Source organism: Streptomyces sp. NPDC032198 (genome assembly GCF_040636975.1).
In the GTDB taxonomy this organism is placed as follows: Bacteria; Actinomycetota; Actinomycetes; order Streptomycetales; family Streptomycetaceae; genus Streptomyces.
Window position 1 is genome coordinate 127740 of sequence record NZ_JBEZVL010000001.1, and the last position, 15377, is coordinate 143116.

The 15377-nt window shown below is 71.5% G+C and carries 17 protein-coding genes; 7 read left to right on the forward strand and 10 right to left on the reverse strand.

The window, feature by feature from the left end:
- Positions 1–52: 52 nt before the first annotated feature.
- The 4 genes from AB0E78_RS00630 to AB0E78_RS00645 all read left to right on the forward strand — a co-directional run bounded on the left by AB0E78_RS00630 (position 53) and on the right by AB0E78_RS00645 (position 2924).
- Positions 53–820, forward strand: a complete 768-nt coding sequence (locus AB0E78_RS00630; RefSeq protein ID WP_361826310.1) for an SDR family oxidoreductase — start codon at positions 53–55, stop codon at positions 818–820.
- 167 nt (positions 821–987) lie between these two features.
- Positions 988–1224 carry a hypothetical protein gene (locus AB0E78_RS00635; RefSeq protein ID WP_361826313.1) on the forward strand — a complete coding sequence of 79 codons (237 nt, stop codon included), beginning with the start codon at positions 988–990 and terminating at the stop codon, positions 1222–1224.
- 68 nt (positions 1225–1292) lie between these two features.
- Positions 1293–2450 carry a hypothetical protein gene (locus AB0E78_RS00640; protein WP_361826316.1) on the forward strand — a complete coding sequence of 386 codons (1158 nt, stop codon included), beginning with the start codon at positions 1293–1295 and terminating at the stop codon, positions 2448–2450.
- Between the two features lie 27 nt (positions 2451–2477).
- A complete protein-coding gene (locus AB0E78_RS00645; RefSeq protein WP_361826319.1) occupies positions 2478–2924 on the forward strand; it encodes a hypothetical protein in 447 nt (148 codons plus the stop codon).
- 60 nt (positions 2925–2984) lie between these two features.
- On the opposite strand, the gene AB0E78_RS00650 is transcribed toward AB0E78_RS00645, so the two are convergent.
- On the reverse strand, positions 2985–4445 hold the full coding sequence (locus AB0E78_RS00650) for a hypothetical protein (RefSeq protein WP_361826322.1): 1461 nt from the start codon (positions 4443–4445) through the stop codon (positions 2985–2987).
- Between the two features lie 283 nt (positions 4446–4728).
- On the opposite strand from AB0E78_RS00650, the gene AB0E78_RS00655 reads away from it, so the two are divergent.
- Positions 4729–6591, forward strand: a complete 1863-nt coding sequence (locus AB0E78_RS00655; RefSeq protein WP_361826325.1) for an endonuclease/exonuclease/phosphatase family protein — start codon at positions 4729–4731, stop codon at positions 6589–6591.
- Positions 6592–6645: 54 nt separating this feature from the next.
- On the opposite strand, the gene AB0E78_RS00660 is transcribed toward AB0E78_RS00655, so the two are convergent.
- The 5 genes from AB0E78_RS00660 to AB0E78_RS00680 form a co-directional block, all read right to left on the reverse strand.
- Positions 6646–7386 (reverse strand): SRPBCC domain-containing protein, encoded by a 741-nt coding sequence (locus tag AB0E78_RS00660; RefSeq protein WP_361826328.1) that lies wholly within the window; start codon positions 7384–7386, stop codon positions 6646–6648.
- A gap of 258 nt (positions 7387–7644) precedes the next feature.
- Positions 7645–8433, reverse strand: a complete 789-nt coding sequence (locus AB0E78_RS00665; protein ID WP_361826331.1) for an SGNH/GDSL hydrolase family protein — start codon at positions 8431–8433, stop codon at positions 7645–7647.
- Between the two features lie 64 nt (positions 8434–8497).
- Positions 8498–9247 (reverse strand): glucose 1-dehydrogenase, encoded by a 750-nt coding sequence (locus AB0E78_RS00670; RefSeq protein WP_361828417.1) that lies wholly within the window; start codon positions 9245–9247, stop codon positions 8498–8500.
- 164 nt (positions 9248–9411) lie between these two features.
- Entirely contained in the window at positions 9412–10080 is a 669-nt protein-coding gene (locus AB0E78_RS00675; protein ID WP_361826334.1) for a hypothetical protein, read from the reverse strand.
- The gene (locus AB0E78_RS00680) at positions 10077–10235 is read right to left on the reverse strand and encodes a hypothetical protein (protein ID WP_361826336.1); all 159 of its coding nucleotides are present in this window, start codon (positions 10233–10235) and stop codon (positions 10077–10079) included. Before AB0E78_RS00680 ends, AB0E78_RS00675 begins: the two co-directional genes overlap by 4 nt.
- A gap of 206 nt (positions 10236–10441) precedes the next feature.
- On the opposite strand from AB0E78_RS00680, the gene dapA reads away from it, so the two are divergent.
- Complete coding sequence (dapA, locus tag AB0E78_RS00685; RefSeq protein WP_361826339.1) at positions 10442–11404, forward strand: 4-hydroxy-tetrahydrodipicolinate synthase; 963 nt, start codon at positions 10442–10444, stop codon at positions 11402–11404.
- Here the strand turns inward: dapA and AB0E78_RS00690 are convergent.
- The 4 genes from AB0E78_RS00690 to AB0E78_RS00705 form a co-directional block, all read right to left on the reverse strand.
- On the reverse strand, positions 11343–11939 hold the full coding sequence (locus AB0E78_RS00690; protein WP_361826342.1) for a hypothetical protein: 597 nt from the start codon (positions 11937–11939) through the stop codon (positions 11343–11345). The genes dapA and AB0E78_RS00690 overlap by 62 nt on opposite strands.
- Positions 11940–12046: 107 nt before the next feature.
- Entirely contained in the window at positions 12047–13036 is a 990-nt protein-coding gene (gene dapD, locus AB0E78_RS00695) for a 2,3,4,5-tetrahydropyridine-2,6-dicarboxylate N-succinyltransferase (RefSeq protein ID WP_361826345.1), read from the reverse strand.
- Between the two features lie 99 nt (positions 13037–13135).
- Positions 13136–13681 (reverse strand): TetR family transcriptional regulator, encoded by a 546-nt coding sequence (locus AB0E78_RS00700; RefSeq protein ID WP_361826348.1) that lies wholly within the window; start codon positions 13679–13681, stop codon positions 13136–13138.
- Positions 13681–14001 carry a multidrug efflux SMR transporter gene (locus AB0E78_RS00705; RefSeq protein WP_361826350.1) on the reverse strand — a complete coding sequence of 107 codons (321 nt, stop codon included), beginning with the start codon at positions 13999–14001 and terminating at the stop codon, positions 13681–13683. The genes AB0E78_RS00700 and AB0E78_RS00705 overlap by 1 nt, the downstream gene beginning before the upstream one ends.
- A 122-nt stretch (positions 14002–14123) precedes the next feature.
- On the opposite strand from AB0E78_RS00705, the gene AB0E78_RS00710 reads away from it, so the two are divergent.
- Positions 14124–15299 (forward strand): hypothetical protein, encoded by a 1176-nt coding sequence (locus tag AB0E78_RS00710; RefSeq protein WP_361826353.1) that lies wholly within the window; start codon positions 14124–14126, stop codon positions 15297–15299.
- The last annotated feature ends 78 nt before the right edge of the window (positions 15300–15377 follow it).

Consider the following 15377-nt stretch of genomic DNA (forward strand, 5'->3'; position numbering starts at 1 on the left):
CTCACGTATAAACGGCGGTTGAACGCTGTCCGACATCAAGGGGCCACCTTCCATGAACCTGCCTGCCACCGGCCGCCGTGTACTGATCAGCGGAGCATCCCGAGGTCTGGGCAGAGCCCTCGCGCAGGCCTTCGCGGAGAACGGCGACCGCGTCGCGGTGCACTACGGCTCCCGCGAGGACGAGGCGCGCGCGACCCTCGCGTCCCTGGCGGGCGAGGGCCATGTGCTGGTGGGCGGGGACCTGTCCGATCCGGCGGGCGCGGCGGATGTCGCGGGGCGGGCCGCCGCGGCGCTCGGCGGTCTGGACGTCCTGGTCAACAACGCCGCCGTGAACCTGCCGCATCCCCTCGCCGACACGTCCTACGAGGACTGGGCGGCGCTCTGGCAGCGACATGTGTCGGTGAACCTGCTTGCCACGGCGAACCTCAGCCACCTGGCGGCCCGCCGGATGATCGACCAGGGCACGGGTGGCCGGATCGTGAACGTCGGCTCGCGCGGCGCGTTCCGCGGGGAGCCCGACCACCCGGCGTACGGGGCGACCAAGGCGGCCGTGCACGCGCTCGGCCAGTCCCTCGCGGTGTCGCTCGCGCCGTACGGGATCGCGGTGGCGTCGGTGGCGCCCGGGTTCTTCGCGACCGAGCGGGTCGCGCACCGGCTCAGCGGCGACGAGGGCGCGGCGATCCGCGCGCAGAGCCCCTTCGGGCGGGCGGGCACGGCACAGGAGATCGCCGCGGCGGTGCTGTGGCTCGCCTCGCCGGTCGCGGAGTGGGCGTCCGGCACGGTCCTTGACCTCAACGGCGCTTCACACCTGCGTACGTGAAACGGAAACCACGCACATACGCAAGGGGTGGGGAGGATCTTCGTAAACAAGGTCAACGGGAACGGATCATCCCTAAAGCCAAGATTTCATGCAAAACGCCTTGACCCGCCCTCCACACGGCAATAGACAACACCTACGTGCATCACCCGTAGGGGGAGGCGAGCCGCGTGGACGCACAGCAGGCACGCAGTCTCCATGAGGACCGGCTGATGAAGCTGGCCAATGTCACCGGTGTCGGCACCGGGAGGGACGAGAACTCGGGCACGGACGTGATCGTCGTCTTCGTCACCCGCAAAGTTCCCCGTGACCGGCTGCGTGACGAAGACGTGGTTCCGGCGGTGCTCGAAGGCGTCCCCGTGCGCGTACTCGCGATCGGCGGCGTCGACGCCCAGACCCAGGCCTAGGACAAGGCCAAGGACAGAGCACGGACCGGAACTCCGACCCCGCAATGAAGGCGAAGAGGTGGTCTGGCGTGAGCCAGCCCGAATTGATGCGAGGACCCACCGGCGGTCAGCTCAGTGACAGCTCCCGCCAGCAGGCGACATCCGACTTCCTGCGGCCCCAGTCGCCGCTTGCCAACGTCGTCGGCTTCGGCCACGGCGTGAAGTGGACCGAGGGACAGCCCACCGGCGAACCGGCCGTCATCGTGTTCGTCACCCAGAAGGTCCCGGAGTCCATGCTCCCGGAGCGGGACGTCGTCCCGCGCCAGATGGACGACGGCACCCCCACCGACATCGTCGCGGTCGGCCATGTCGCCGCACAGCGGCAGCAGCGCCAGTCTTCCCGCGCCGATGACCGCTCATCGGCGGCGTACGGCCCCGACGGCAGCGTGAGCGAGCAGCTCGCGGGCCTGTCGCAGCCCCAGCTCCAAGAGCGCGGCGGGCTCGGCGCGTTCGAGCCGCAGCTCCTCAAGCGCCGTATGCGCCCGTGCCCCTCCGGCGCCTCGGTCGGCAACGTACGCGTGACGGCCGGCACGCTCGGCAGCGTGGTCTACGACTTCCTGCCCGGCGCCGCCGTCGACCCGCCGGGCCCCGGCCTCGGCGTACCGGCGAAGTTCTACATCCTCTCCAACAACCACGTGCTGGCCGACTCCAACCGCGCGCAGCTCGGCAGCGCGATCGTGCAGCCCGGCGTCTTCGACGGCGGCCAGGACCCGGCCGACCGCATCGCGACCCTGGAACGCTTCATCACGATCCAGTTCGCCCCGCAGATCCCGCTGGAGCGTCACAACAACGTCGTCGACGCGGCGCTCGGCACCGTCGACTTCCAGGACGCGACCCGTGAGACGTACTTCAGCGGTGCGCCGCGCGCCTGGCGCCGCAAGGCGAACGTCGCGGTCGGCGACCAGGTGAAGAAGACCGGCCGTACGACCAACATCTCCTTCGGCCGGATCATCGCCGTCGACGCGACCATCGACGTCAACTACGGCACGGCGGGCACGGCCCGCTTCAAGGACCAGATCCTGACGACGAACATCTCCGCGGGCGGCGACTCGGGGTCCCTGGTGACCTCGCTCGACAACGTCGCGCTGGGGCTGCTGTTCGCCGGATCGTCCACCGTGACGGTGCTCAACCACATCGAGAACGTCCGCGCGCTGCTGCGGGTCGAGGTCTCCGAGCAGCTGGCCTGACCGGCCTCACCCCGAGAGGAGGGCTTCATGACCACTCAGTCACGCAAGCAGAAGGGCCAGGCCCGCGCGGAGCACCGCTTCCACAACCCGCAGGGCGCCGAGGTCAAGACGCGCGACGAGGCGTTCGCCGCGCCCCAGGACGTGTCCGCCGAGGCGGTCTCCACCACCTGCAAGCTGGAGCTGCACAACGGCGCGATCACGTTCGCCATCGAGGTGAAGTACAACCCCAACACCCACCCGCACGTGGTGACCGGCGGCCAGATCACCTCCGGCATCTGCGGCGCCCCCTGGGACATCACGGGCGGCTTCGTGGGCGACACGATCCGCCTGGACGCCAAGCGCACGGGACAGGGCTCCTGCGCCAACACGATCACGATCGTCGGCGAGTACCAGAACCCTCCGGCGTACCGGGGGACGTACGGCTTCGACGGCGCGACATCGTCGTTCAAGCACACGACGAAGTACGAGTGCTGAGCTGACACCACTACCGGGCGGGCCGGGAACTCCGGCCCGCCCGGTACGGCTCTGTGCCCGTCACATCCCTTGCTGCGACCGGGCCTTGAACGCCGCCTTCCGCGCTTCCTTCGCCACCTTCTTGTCGGGGTGCAGCCGCCCCATCGCCTCCAGGACGTCCGCGGTGGCGGGGTGCTCGACCCGCCAGGCCGCGGCGAAGAACCCGCTGTGCTGCTCGGAGAGACCCTCCACGAGACCCTGCAGCTCGTCCGAGTTGCCCTCGGCGGCGAGCTGCGCGGCGATCGTGTCGATGGTCAGCCAGAAGACCAGCTCCTCGGAGGGCGCGGGCACGTCGGGCGCCCCGTGCTCGGCCAGCCACACCCGGGCGAGCCCGCCGAGCTCGGCGTCGTCGAGGACCTCCCGCAGGGCGGGCTCCGCCTCGCGGCCCACCAGCGAGAGCGCCTGCTGGCACCGCAGCCGCCTGAGCGGCGCCCCCTCGTCGCCGCCCCGCGCCGCGGCCAGCAACTGCCGTGCCGCGTCCAGCGGTTCGTGCCGGGCGAGCCACTGCTCGATCTCGGCCTGCGCCGCGGCCTGCGGGAAACCGGCCGTCCCTTCGAGCAGCGCGTCGGCGCCCTTGTCCGCGAGATCGCCGACCGCGGGGGCGTCCACACCGGCCTCCAGCATCCGCGCCCGGATGCCGTACACACCGAGCGGGGTCAGCTTGACCATCCCGTACCGCGAGACGTCCTCGTCGTCGTCCGGCAGCGGCGCCTCGGCCTCGTCGATGTCCACCATGAGGGCCTCGTCGACCGGCTGGTACTCGACGAGCCCGAGCGGCTCGAAGAGCCGGAACTGGTCGTCGAGCTTCATCATCGCGTCCGACACCTGCTCCAGGATGTCGTCCGTCGGCTCCCCCATGTCGTCCGGCACGATCACCGAGGCGGCGAGCGCGGGCAGCGGCACCGGGGCGTCCTCCGCCCCGGCGTCCCCCGCGGTGAGCAGATACAGGTTGCCGAGCACGCCGTCCAGGAAGTCAGCCTCCGCCTGCGGGTCCCAGCCGAGCTCCTCGAAGTCGATCTCGCCGTTCTCCTCCAGGACGTCGAGGAGGTTGTCCATGTCCGGAACGGTCGCGTCCGAGTACACGGTGTCCAGGGCGCCGAGCCAGACGCCCAGGATGTCCTGCGGGCTGCCGGAGGTGAGCGCGGCGAGGTCCTCGCCCGCGGTCACCGTGCCCGGCGCGTCCTCACCCTCCGACTCGTCCGCGTCCGTCACGTCCACCAGGCCCGTGTCGACGGCCACGCGCCAGGCCTCGCTCGCGTACGCGGCGGCGTCCGGGTCGTCCGCCGCGAGCCCGAGCTCGGCCGCGGCGGCCGGCAGCTGCTCGTCGACGAGCTCACCGCCCGCCCCGACGCGCGTCTCGGGGCCCGCCCAGCGTGCGAGGCGCACGGCACGGGAGAGCAGCGGCGTGGCGAGCGCGGCCCGCGCGAGGTCCGCTTCGGAGTGCAGCAGCACCGGCGGCAGGGTGGCGGGACTTACGGACATCGGCTGGTTCTCCTCCGAAGGATGGGGCGTCCCCTGGTCGAGCGATGTCGAGCACCCGGGGAAAGGTCGGCAGGACCAAAGCCTAGACGGATTTGGACCCATGCCGCCCGGTTCATGTCCCTGTCAGAAGACATACACGGCGAGAACACCCGCGGAACCTTGACAACTCCCCTGGCCACGCAAGAGATTGACGCGCGTAGAACGCCGAGCGCCCGCCGGCCCCCCTCAGGGCCGGCTCGCTTCACAGGTCCGCCCCTCACCCTCACCCTCCCGGAGTCCTTGCATGCCGCACATATCCCGTGCCACCCGGCCCGCCGTGAGATCCGCCGCCGCCTCCGCCGTCGTGGCGACCGCCCTCGCGGCCGGTCTGCTCGCCGTGAGCTCCTCGTCCGCGTCCGCCGCCGAGGTGCGCGTGCACGACATCCAGGGCACCACCCGTCTCTCGCCCCTCGCGGGACAGCAGGTCACGGACGTGACGGGCATCGTGACCGGCGTCCGCTCGTACGGCTCGAAGGGCTTCTGGATCCAGGACCCGAAGGGCGACTCCGACCCGTCGACCAGCGAGGGCATCTTCGTCTACACCGGCTCCGCCGCCCTGACCGTGAAGGCCGGTGACGCGGTCCGTGTCTCCGGCACGGTCGGCGAGTACGTGCCCGGTGGCGAGGCCTCCGGCAACCAGTCCCTGACCCAGCTCACCAAGCCGACGGTCACGGTCGAGTCGTCCGGCAACACGGTGCCCGCGCCCGTCACGGTGAACGCCAAGTCGGTGCCTTCCGCGTACGCGCCCGACGGCGACCCCGCGAACGGCGGCAGCATCAACGCCCTGCCCCTGAAGCCCCGCTCGTACGCCCTGGATCTGTACGAGTCCCTGGAGGGCATGAACGTCCGCGTCGGCACCTCGCGCGTGGTCGGCGCCACCGATCCGTACGCGGAGCTGTGGATCACCGTGAAGCCGCACGAGAACCCGAACCGGCGCGGCGGCACGGTCTACACGTCCTACGACGACCAGAACACCGGACGCCTGCAGATCCAGCAGCTGGCCCCGCTCTCCGAGCAGCCCTTCCCGAAGGCGAACGTCGGCGACGCACTGTCCGGTGGCGCCGAAGGCCCCCTGGACTTCAACCAGTTCGGCGGTTACACGCTGGTCGCGCGGACGCTCGGCAAGGTCACCGACAAGGGTCTCGTACGGGAGAAGACGCGCCGCCAGGCCAAGGGCGAGCTCGCTGTCGCGACGTACAACGTCGAGAACCTCGACCCCGGTGATCCGCAGACGAAGTTCGACGCCCTGGCCGGGGCCGTCGTCTCGAACCTCGCCTCGCCCGACATCCTCGCCCTGGAGGAGATCCAGGACGACAACGGCGCGAAGAACGACGGGACCGTCTCGGCGGAGGCGACCCTGAAGAAGTTCACGGACGCGATCGTCGCCGCGGGCGGGCCCCAGTACGCGTGGCGGTCCATCGACCCGGAGAACAACAAGGACGGCGGGGAGCCGGGCGGCAACATCCGCCAGGTCTTCCTCTTCAACCCCGAGCGGGTCTCCTTCACGGACCGGGGCCACGGGGACGCGACGACGGGCACGGGTGTCGTACGTTCCTCCGGCGGGCGCGCCGGGCTGACGCTCTCCCCGGGGCGCGTCGACCCCGCGAACACGGCGTGGGCGGACAGCCGCAAGCCGCTGGCCGGAGAGTTCAGCTTCCGGGGGCGCAGTGTGATCGTGGTCGCCAACCACTTCGGGTCGAAGGGCGGCGACGAGGGGCTCACATCCCGGCACCAGCCGCCGGTGCGGTCGTCGGAGGCCAAGCGGCTCCGGCAGGCGCAGGCCGTGAACGCCTTCGTGCGGGACGTGCGAAAGGTACAGAAGAGCGCGGACGTGGTCGTCGTGGGGGACGTGAACGACTTTGAGTTCTCGGCGACGACGACCGCCCTGGAGGCGGGCGGCGCACTGAAGTCCGCCGTCAAGTCCCTTCCCCGGTCCGAGCGTTACTCGTACGTCTACCAGGGGAACACCCAGGCCCTCGACCAGATCCTGACCAGCCCCGGCGTGGGCGGCGCACGCGACTTCTCGTACGACAGCGTGCACATCAACGCGGAGTTCGCGGAGCAGAACAGCGATCACGATCCGCAGGTGCTGCGGTTCCGGCCGTAGGTCAGTGCTGTGAGTGAGTGCTGTGAGTGAGTGCTGTCCGGCTGTGCTCCCTCGTCACGCGTAGAGCCGGAGCAGCCAGTCGCGCCAGGCCATTTCGGTGCCCTTGGCGTCAGCCTGCGGCGCGAAGTCGTGGATGCTGATGCCCACGGGGGCACCGAAGTGGTTGCGGCCGAAGAAGCGGTAGAGCGCGGTGTCCGTGCGCAGGCCGATGAAGTGCCTGGTGCGGAAGTCGACCATCGCGTCGAGGGGTTCACCCGGGGCGTCCACGCGCACCCGGGCGCCCTCGGCCGCGTCGTCGGGGAGACCCAGGCGGCGGCCCAGCCTGGTGAAGGCTCCCGGCGCGGTGGAGGGGGCCGGGCCGTCGAGGGTGGTGAAGGTGACGGGCAGGCCCGTGAAGTACTTCAGGTACTGGCACAGGGTGTGCAGGTAGAAGTCGGTGTGCTTGGCGGCCTCTGCGTACTGGCTGTCCCAGTCGCCGGTGAAGATGCCGCTGTGCACGTAGCGGACCCAGGAGCGGCGGCCGCCGTCGCGCGGCTCGATGGCGCGGTCGAGCCGGTTGAGGGTCTGGCCCGGCGGGAGGCCCGTGGGGTCGTCGGCGCGGTCGGTGAGGCGGTGCGGCGGCTCCCAGTGGGTGATGATGCCGCCGAAGGGGGCGGCGCCGCCCTCGCGGGGCTCGTACGCCACCAGGGGCCACAGCCAGCAGCCGGTGCCGGTGGTGAACGCGTCCCAGACCTCGGCGGGAGAGGCGTCGACCTCGAACTCCCGCGCTATCTCGAACTCCTTGCCCGCGATCATGGCGGCTCCCCCCGACGTCCCACGTCGCTTCAACGTCCCACCGTCAACCATTCCCGTCCAGGGGGAGGGTGGCGCTGGGGAAAGCATGTGCAATGTGGGGGAAATCGCCACTACTTGACCGTACGGGTGCCAGAGGTCAGCGCGGCTGGACCTGGGGGGTGGCGCTGCGCCCTTCCCACGGCCACACTGCGACCTCAAGTTTGCTTGAGGTCAAGCGCGTTCAGGCCTTTGGCCCTGAGCTCCTCGCGGTCCTCGCGGTCAGGCCCGTTCGGGAGCGGCCACCGGGGCGAGGTCCGGCCGCTTCGCCTCGCGGCCGTCGCCCGAGGAACGGCCCCTGACGCGCCGCCACACCCACGGGCCCAGGAACCCCGCGAACCACGCCGTCTCCGCCGCCACCGCCCGCAGCGTGGACACCGGAGGCGCCGGGGGCAGCAGCGGCCGCACCCAGTCCTCATGGCCTGGCACGCCCAGCGCGTCCGCCATGCCCGCGGCGATCCGGGCGTGCCCCAGCGGACTCGCGTGCAGTCGGTCGGTGCTCCACAGCCGGGGGTCCGTGGTGACCCGGTGCGGGAACGTGTCCAGGACGACGACCCCGTGGCGGTCCGCCGCCGCGCGGATGCGGGCGTTCAGGTCGAGGACGCGGGGCAGCGCCCTGCGCGCGAGCGGCGAGATCCGTCCGATGTCCGGGAACGTCACCGTGGCCACCCGCGCGCCCGCCGCGGTCAGCTCACTGAACATGTCCTCGATGTCGCGGGCCACTCCGGCCGCGTCGAAGCCGGGGCGCACCAGGTCGTTCATGCCCGCCATGACCGTGACCAGGTCCGGGCGCAGCGCGAGGGCCGGGGCAAGCTGCTCCGCCTTGATGCGGGCCGTCAGCCTGCCCCGTACCGCGAGGTTCGCGTAGCCGAACTCCGGGTCCCCCTCGGCCAGGATCTCGGCGAGCCGGTCGGCCCAGCCGCGGTGGCCGTGAGCCTCGTCGCCGTCACCGACCCCTTCCGTCTGACTGTCGCCGATCGCGACATAGCGTGCGTACGAATGCGTCGTCATGGCCCGAGCCTCCCCCCGGAGTCAGCGCACGTCAACGCGGTTCCGGCCGCCGGCCCCCGGGCCCTCAGAGGAGGTGGCCCCCGCCGTCCACCAGGAGGATCTCGCCGGTGATGTAGGAGGCGTTCACCAGGTCGAAGACCGCTCCCGCGATGTCCTGCGGCCTGCCCACGCGGCGCAGCGGAAGCCGCGCCGCCGTGGCCTCCATCGCGGAATCGATGCCCTCCACTCCGTCGAACCACGGGGTGTCGATCATGCCGGGCGCGACCGCGTTGACCCGAACGTCCGGGCCGAGCGTCTTGGCCAGCAGCTTCGTCATGTGGTTCACGGCGGCCTTGCTCACCGCGTACGGGATGGAGCTGCCGCCGGGGCGCACCCCCGCCTGCGAGGAGATGGTGACGACGCTGCCCGTGCCGCTCGCCCTGAGGTGCGGGACGGCGGCCGTGATCGTCTGCCATACGCCGATGACGTTGATGTCGTACAGCTCGCGCCAGACCTGGGGGCTCGCGGACTCGAAGTCGTCGTGGGCGATGAAGCGCGTGGCTCCGGCGCAGTTGACCAGGATGTCCAGGCGTCCGTACGCGTCGACCGCGGACCGGACCAGACGCTTGGCGTCGTCCTCGTCGGCGACGTTCGCCCGGACGTAGAGGGCGTCGGGGAGTTCGGCGGCCAGTCTCTCGCCCGCCTCGACCGAGCGGGCGGAGTTGAGCACCACCCGGATTCCCGCCGTGGCGAGACGTCTGGCCACCTCCGCGCCGATGCCCGACGACGAACCCGTCACCAGGGCCACGCGGCTCTCTTCTGTGCCCCCGGTCATCCCGGTCATCTCACCCGTACTGGTCGCCCCGGCCGTCTCGCCCGTACCGCTTGTCCCGGTCGTTCCGGTCGTCCCGGTACCGCTGTCGTTCTTGTTCATCAAGCCTCATGCCTTTGTCATGTCGGCCTGTCGCACCCGGCGCCGATCATGCCAGACGGGCGGCGCTAGCCCTTCCCGTCCCCCGCCAGGCGCGCCAACTCCCCCTGGAACAGATCGAGCCGGGCCTGCAGCAGGGCCGCCTCCGCGAGCAGCTCGGGCACCCCCATGGCCTCGGACGGCGACCCCGGCACGGACTCGGGGCGCGCCGCGGTGACCGTGAGGCCCTCTCCGGCGAGGCGGGCGAACTCCGCGAGGCGCACCGACGCGCGCCTGCCCGCACAGGTTCCGCACGCCCCCTCGATCACGCGCCACCCCGGTCTGCCCCACCCCGCGTCCGCCAGGACCGCGGCCCGCGCACCGCAGCGGCAGGGCCGCACCGTCACCGTCCGCACCCGCTGGCGGGCGTACCGGAAGCCGCGCTCGAAGCGGATGTACGCGCCGAGCACCCTCACCTCGAGGAGCGCCGCCCCGCGGTGCTCAGCGGTGCACAGGAACGCCTCCGCCGCGGCACGTTCGTGGACGCAGTGGAAGCCGCAGTCGCAGCGGCGGTGCGGGGCCGCGTGCCGCCGGCCGTAGACGCAGTGGGCCTCGTCGAGCACGCCGTAGGGCAGGGCGGCGCCCAGGGAGACGCCGGTGAACCCTGCCCTCGCGCCGTCCTGGGACAGCGCGAGGCGGGCGATCTTGTATCCGGTCGGCGGCTCCTTCGGGCGTTCCGCGGGGAGCCGCAGCCTCATCGGACCGCCGGGACCCCGGCCGCGGGTTCCTCGGCCGTCACCGCCGGTTCGAGCTCGGGCCCGGCCTCGGTGTGCTGCTCACGATCCGTCTGCCGCAGCCGCTCCTGCGGGTCTTCCTCGGCGATCCCGGTGGCGAGTGCTTTGCCCAGCCTCATGACGCCTCCTGTGGGCGGCCGCCGCGCGGCCGTCCGTCGACTACCGTCGGCCCATGGTGGCCCATACGGGGGCGAGTTGGCACTAGGGCCCGGGCCCGCTCGCCCGCGACCCGCCACCGCCTCGCGGCCACTCTTCAGCATCCCTGTCGCATATCTCGTAGCAGAATTAAGTGGAGCTTCAGCGTCGGCGTACCGACACTGCCTCTATGACCTCACCCTCGCCCGCACCTTCATCAGCGCCTCCTCCCCTCGGCCGTGCCCTCTGCGCGATGGTCACGCCCTTCACGGACGACGGCCTGCTCGACCTCGACGGCGCCCAGCTGCTCGCCGAGCGGCTGGTGGCCGACGGCTGCGACGGGCTCGTGCTCTCGGGCACCACCGGCGAGTCCCCCACCACGTCCGACAGCGAGAAGGCCGCGCTGGTGCGCGCCGTCGCCGAGGCGGTCGGCGACCGGGCCTCGATCGTCGCGGGGGTCGGCAGCTTCGCCACCCGGCACACGGTCGAGATGGCGCTGCAGGCCGAAAAGGCGGGCGCCGACGCCCTGTTGGTGGTCACGCCCTACTACAGCAAGCCGCCGCAGGACGCCGTCGAGGCGCACTTCCTGGAGGTCGCCGACGCGTCGGGGCTCCCGCTCGCGCTCTACGACATCCCCGGGCGCACCGGCACCCGCATCGAGCCGGAGACGATGCTGCGGCTCGCGGAGCATCCGCGGATCGTCGCCGTGAAGGACTGCGCGTACGACCTGATGGGCACCCAGAAGGTCCTGTCCCGCACCGACTTGGCCTACTACGCCGGCTGCGACGAGCTCATCCTGGCGCTGTACGCGGTGGGCGGCGCGGGATACATCAGCACGGTGGCCAACGTCGTACCCCGTCAACTCCGTTCCGTCATCGACGCGTTCGACGCGGGCGAAACGGCGCAGGCCCAACGGCTCCAGCAACAGGCCATGGAGCTCATCGAGTTGATGATGGGCGCGGGCCTGCCGGGCACGGTCACCTCCAAGGCGCTGCTCGGCGCGCTCGGCCTGCCCGGCGGCCCGGTCCGCGCACCACTGCGGCCCGCCGGCCGTGAGGCGGCCGACGGGCTGCTCGCCGCGTACGAGAGGTTCAGCCCGCGGCGGGGAAGCCCCCGGCCTTCGTCCACACGAGCGTGTCGGAGCCTCGGCTGAACGTGGCCTTCTTCCCGCCGGTGGCGACGGCGATCTTCTCCCAGCCGTCGAAGTTCTTGGTGAGGTGCGTGGCCCACTTCGTCAGCGGGCCCGTGGCGACCGCGGCGACCGATTCGGTCGGCGGCTCACCGTCGGCGCAGTACACGCCGAAGTCCCCGAAGGCCGCGACCGTACCGTCCTTGGCCTTGAGCGTGATGCCCTGACAGGCGTCGGTCTTCGTCTTGTAGACCACGGCCGACTTGGACCAGCCCTTGGCCTTGGGGCTGTAGTCCTGCACGAGGAGCCCCTTGCCCTTCATGTAGTGCATCGCCACGCGACGCCCGTCGGCGAGCTTGACCTGCGCGTTGAACGGGCTGGGGCTGCCGCTCCAGGGGATGTCGCTCTTCTGCAGGGGATAGCCGTGGTCGCCGGTGGAGATCCGGCTCGCCCCCTGCGCCGCCCCGGCTCCCGCACCCACGCTCTGACCGCACCCGGCCACCAGCGCGAGAACCACCGTTCCGCTCAGGGCCAGTGCCCTGACACCCACTCGCTGCATGTCGCTCTCCTGTCGTCCGGCGCGACGCGCGCCCCCGTTGGAAGGGCAGCTTACGCAAGAGCGCCCTCCGGGAGACCGGAGGGCGCTCTTCACTGCAGCGGTGATGCTCAGTTGTGGCTGTGCAGCACGTCGTTCAGGCCGCCCCACACCGCGTTGTTCGGGCGGGCCTCGACGGCGCCGGTGACCGAGTTGCGGCGGAAGAGGATGTTCGAGGCACCGGAGAGCTCGCGGGCCTTGACGATCTGCCCGTCGGGCATGGTCACCCGGGACCCGGCGGTGACGTAGAGACCGGCCTCGACGACGCACTCGTCGCCCAGCGCGATGCCGACGCCCGCCTCGGCGCCGATCAGGCAGCGCTCGCCGATGACGATACGGACGTTGCCGCCGCCGGAGAGGGTGCCCATCGTGGAGGCGCCGCCACCGATGTCGGAGCCGTCACCGACGACGACACCGGCGGAGATGCGGCCCTCGACCATGGAGGTGCCGAGCGTGCCCGCGTTGAAGTTCACGAAGCCCTCGTGCATGACCGTCGTGCCCTCGGCGAGGTGCGCGCCGAGCCGCACCCGGTCGGCGTCGGCGATGCGGACACCCTTCGGGGCGACGTAGTCCGTCATGCGCGGGAACTTGTCGATGGAGGTCACGGCGAGGTGCAGGCCCTCGGCGCGGGCGTTGAGGCGGACCTTCTCGACGTCGTCGACGGCGACCGGGCCGAGCGAGGTCCAGGCGACGTTGGCGAGGAAGGCGAACTGGCCGTCGAGGTTCACGCCGTGCGGCTTGACCAGGCGGTGGCTGAGCAGGTGCAGACGCAGGTAGACGTCGTGGGCGTCCAGCGGCTTGTCGTCGATGGACGCGATGACCGTACGTACGGCGATGATCTCCACGCCACGGCGGGCGTCCTGGCCGATGGCCTTGGCGGCGCCCTCGCCGAGCAGCTGCACGGCACGCTCGGCGGTGAGCCGCTCGGTGCCCGAGGGGCCCGCTTCGGCGACGAGCTCGGGCGCGGGGAACCAGGTGTCGAGAACGGTGCCGTCGGTGGTGACGGTGGCGAGGCCTGCGGCGACGGCGCCGGTGGTGCGGGAAGCGTTCGTGTCGGTCATGGGGAAAACCTAACCGGCGGCGCGCCGCGCGGGCGAACCGGTCTCAGCCTCCGGGCCACCCGTCCACCGGCGCCGCGTGCCCTGGAGCACCCTCGGCGGTCAGCTGCCCGACGGAACGAGCCGGTGGAACACCTCGCGCGCGTACGCCTCGTCGTACCGCACGCCCGTGAGCAGCACCTGCAGGCAGATTCCGTCCACGAGCGCGACGAGCGCCTGCGCGGTGACGGGGTCGGTGCGCCGCCGCAGGACCACGGCGAGCCCCTCCCCGCACTCGGCGGCGACGGGCCGCAGCGCGGGCTTGCGCAGGGCGGCCAGATAGAGCTCGTACTCCAGCTCGAGCTCCGTGCGGTCCCCGGCGAGCCACTGGCCGAGCAGCCCGGCGAGCTCACCGGCGAGATCGACCCTCGGGTCCTCGAACGCGCCGCTCGCGGTGACCGCCTTGGCGAACCCCTCGTTGGCCTGCCGCATCGCGGCCACCAGCAGGTCGTCGAGCGTCTTGAAGTGGTAGGTGGTCGAACCGAGCGGCACGTCGGCCTCCGCGGCGACCGAGCGGTGGCTGAGTCCGCCTATCCCCTTGTCGCCCACCACCCGGATCGCGGCGTCGATGATCCGCTGGCGCCGCTCGGGGTCGTAGCGCCGGGCCATCAATGCGCTCCGCCGAGGTTGAGCAGGACGACGCCCGCGATCACGAGGACGATCCCGGCGATCTTGGCGAGGCCGGCCGACTCACCCATGAAGATCATTCCGATGGCGGCGACCGCGGCGGTCCCGATCCCCGCCCAGATCGCGTACGCGGTTCCGACGGACAGCGTCTTCAGGGTCTGCGCGAGCAGCGTGAACGCGATCAGATAGCCCACGACGGTGATCAGCGAGGGCCAGAGCCTGCTGAACCCCTCGCTGTACTTCATGGCCGTCGTCCCGGCCACCTCCGCGATGATCGCCCCGGCGAGCAGTCCGTATCCCATGCGTACGAGTGTACATATCGTTGTGTACGGGCGTACGCAAACGCGGGTGTTCCCACCGGTTAAGGTGACGCGATCGCTGTGGGGGGCCACAGAGACGCAAGAGACGACGGAGCACGAGAGCGATGTCAGACGCATCGGGGTGGGGACCTCAGGGGCCACAGGGACCCCACGGGCCGCAGGGCCCCCAGGGCCCGCAAGGACAGCCGGGGCCGTATCCGCCGGGTCCCTACGGCGGTCCGCCCGGCTGGGGCTGGAACGGCGGCTGGACTCCGCCGCCCCCACCGCCCAAGCCCGGCGTCATCCCCCTCGCCCCGCTGGGCGTCGACCGCGTCCTCGGCGGCACCTTCGCCACGATGCGGCGGTACGCGAAGCCGCTGTTCGGCACGGCGGCCGCGGCATACGGTCTGGTGGCCGTGGTCATGACAGCGGCGGCCGTCATCGCCTACCTCGGCGTGCGGGACCACTGGAGCGCCCTGTCCGAACCCGGGGGCACGTTCTCCTGGGACGACGGCAGGCCCGTTCTGATCGCCTTCGGCGCGGTGTGGCTGCTCACCCTGCTCGCCACGCTGGCCGTCAACTCGTTCATCCAGGCCGCGTGCGCGGCCACGCTGCACGAAGCGGTGCTCGGCCGCCCGGCGACGTTCACGGCGGTCTGGCGCCGGGCGTGGTCGCGGACGCCGTCGGTCATGGGCGTGACCGTCCTCCTGGCCGTGATCCTGCTGCTGCCCGCGGCCGTGTGCGTACTGCTCTTCGTCTCCTTCTTCGTCACCGTCCTGACGCAGTCCGCCGTGCCCTTCGGCCTGATCTTCCTGCTGCTGCTCGTGGTGACCCCGCTGGCGGCCTGGCTCTACGTCATCTTCGCCTTCGCCCCCGCGGCCGCGTCCCTCGAGACGGCCGGCCCGCTGCAGGCCCTGCGCCGGTCCGTACGGCTGGTCCGCGGCGCCTGGTGGCGCACGTTCGGCATCTCGCTGCTCGCCGGGATGATCGTGGGCGCGGTGTCCCTGGCGGTGCGCCTGCCGCTGCAGTTCGCCACGCCGACACCGCCGCCGGTGCACGCGGGCGACTCCACCTCCACGATCATGCTCGACCAACTGCGGTCCCAGTTCGGCCTGTACGCCGTGTTCACCCTCGTCGCCTCGTTCCTCACACAACTGGCCGCCAGCGTGTTCCTGCCCCTGGTGACCGCCGTGCTCTACATCGACCAGCGCATCCGCAAGGAGGGCCTGGCGCACACGCTGGCGCAGGCCGCGGCCGAGGACCAGGCCGAGCGGGACGGCGCGCTGAGCCCCACCCCCTGAGCGGAACGCAGTTCGGCCCCCCGCGCATCGAGCGCGGGGGGCCGAACCAGCAGAACTACCTGTCACACGTCAGACGTT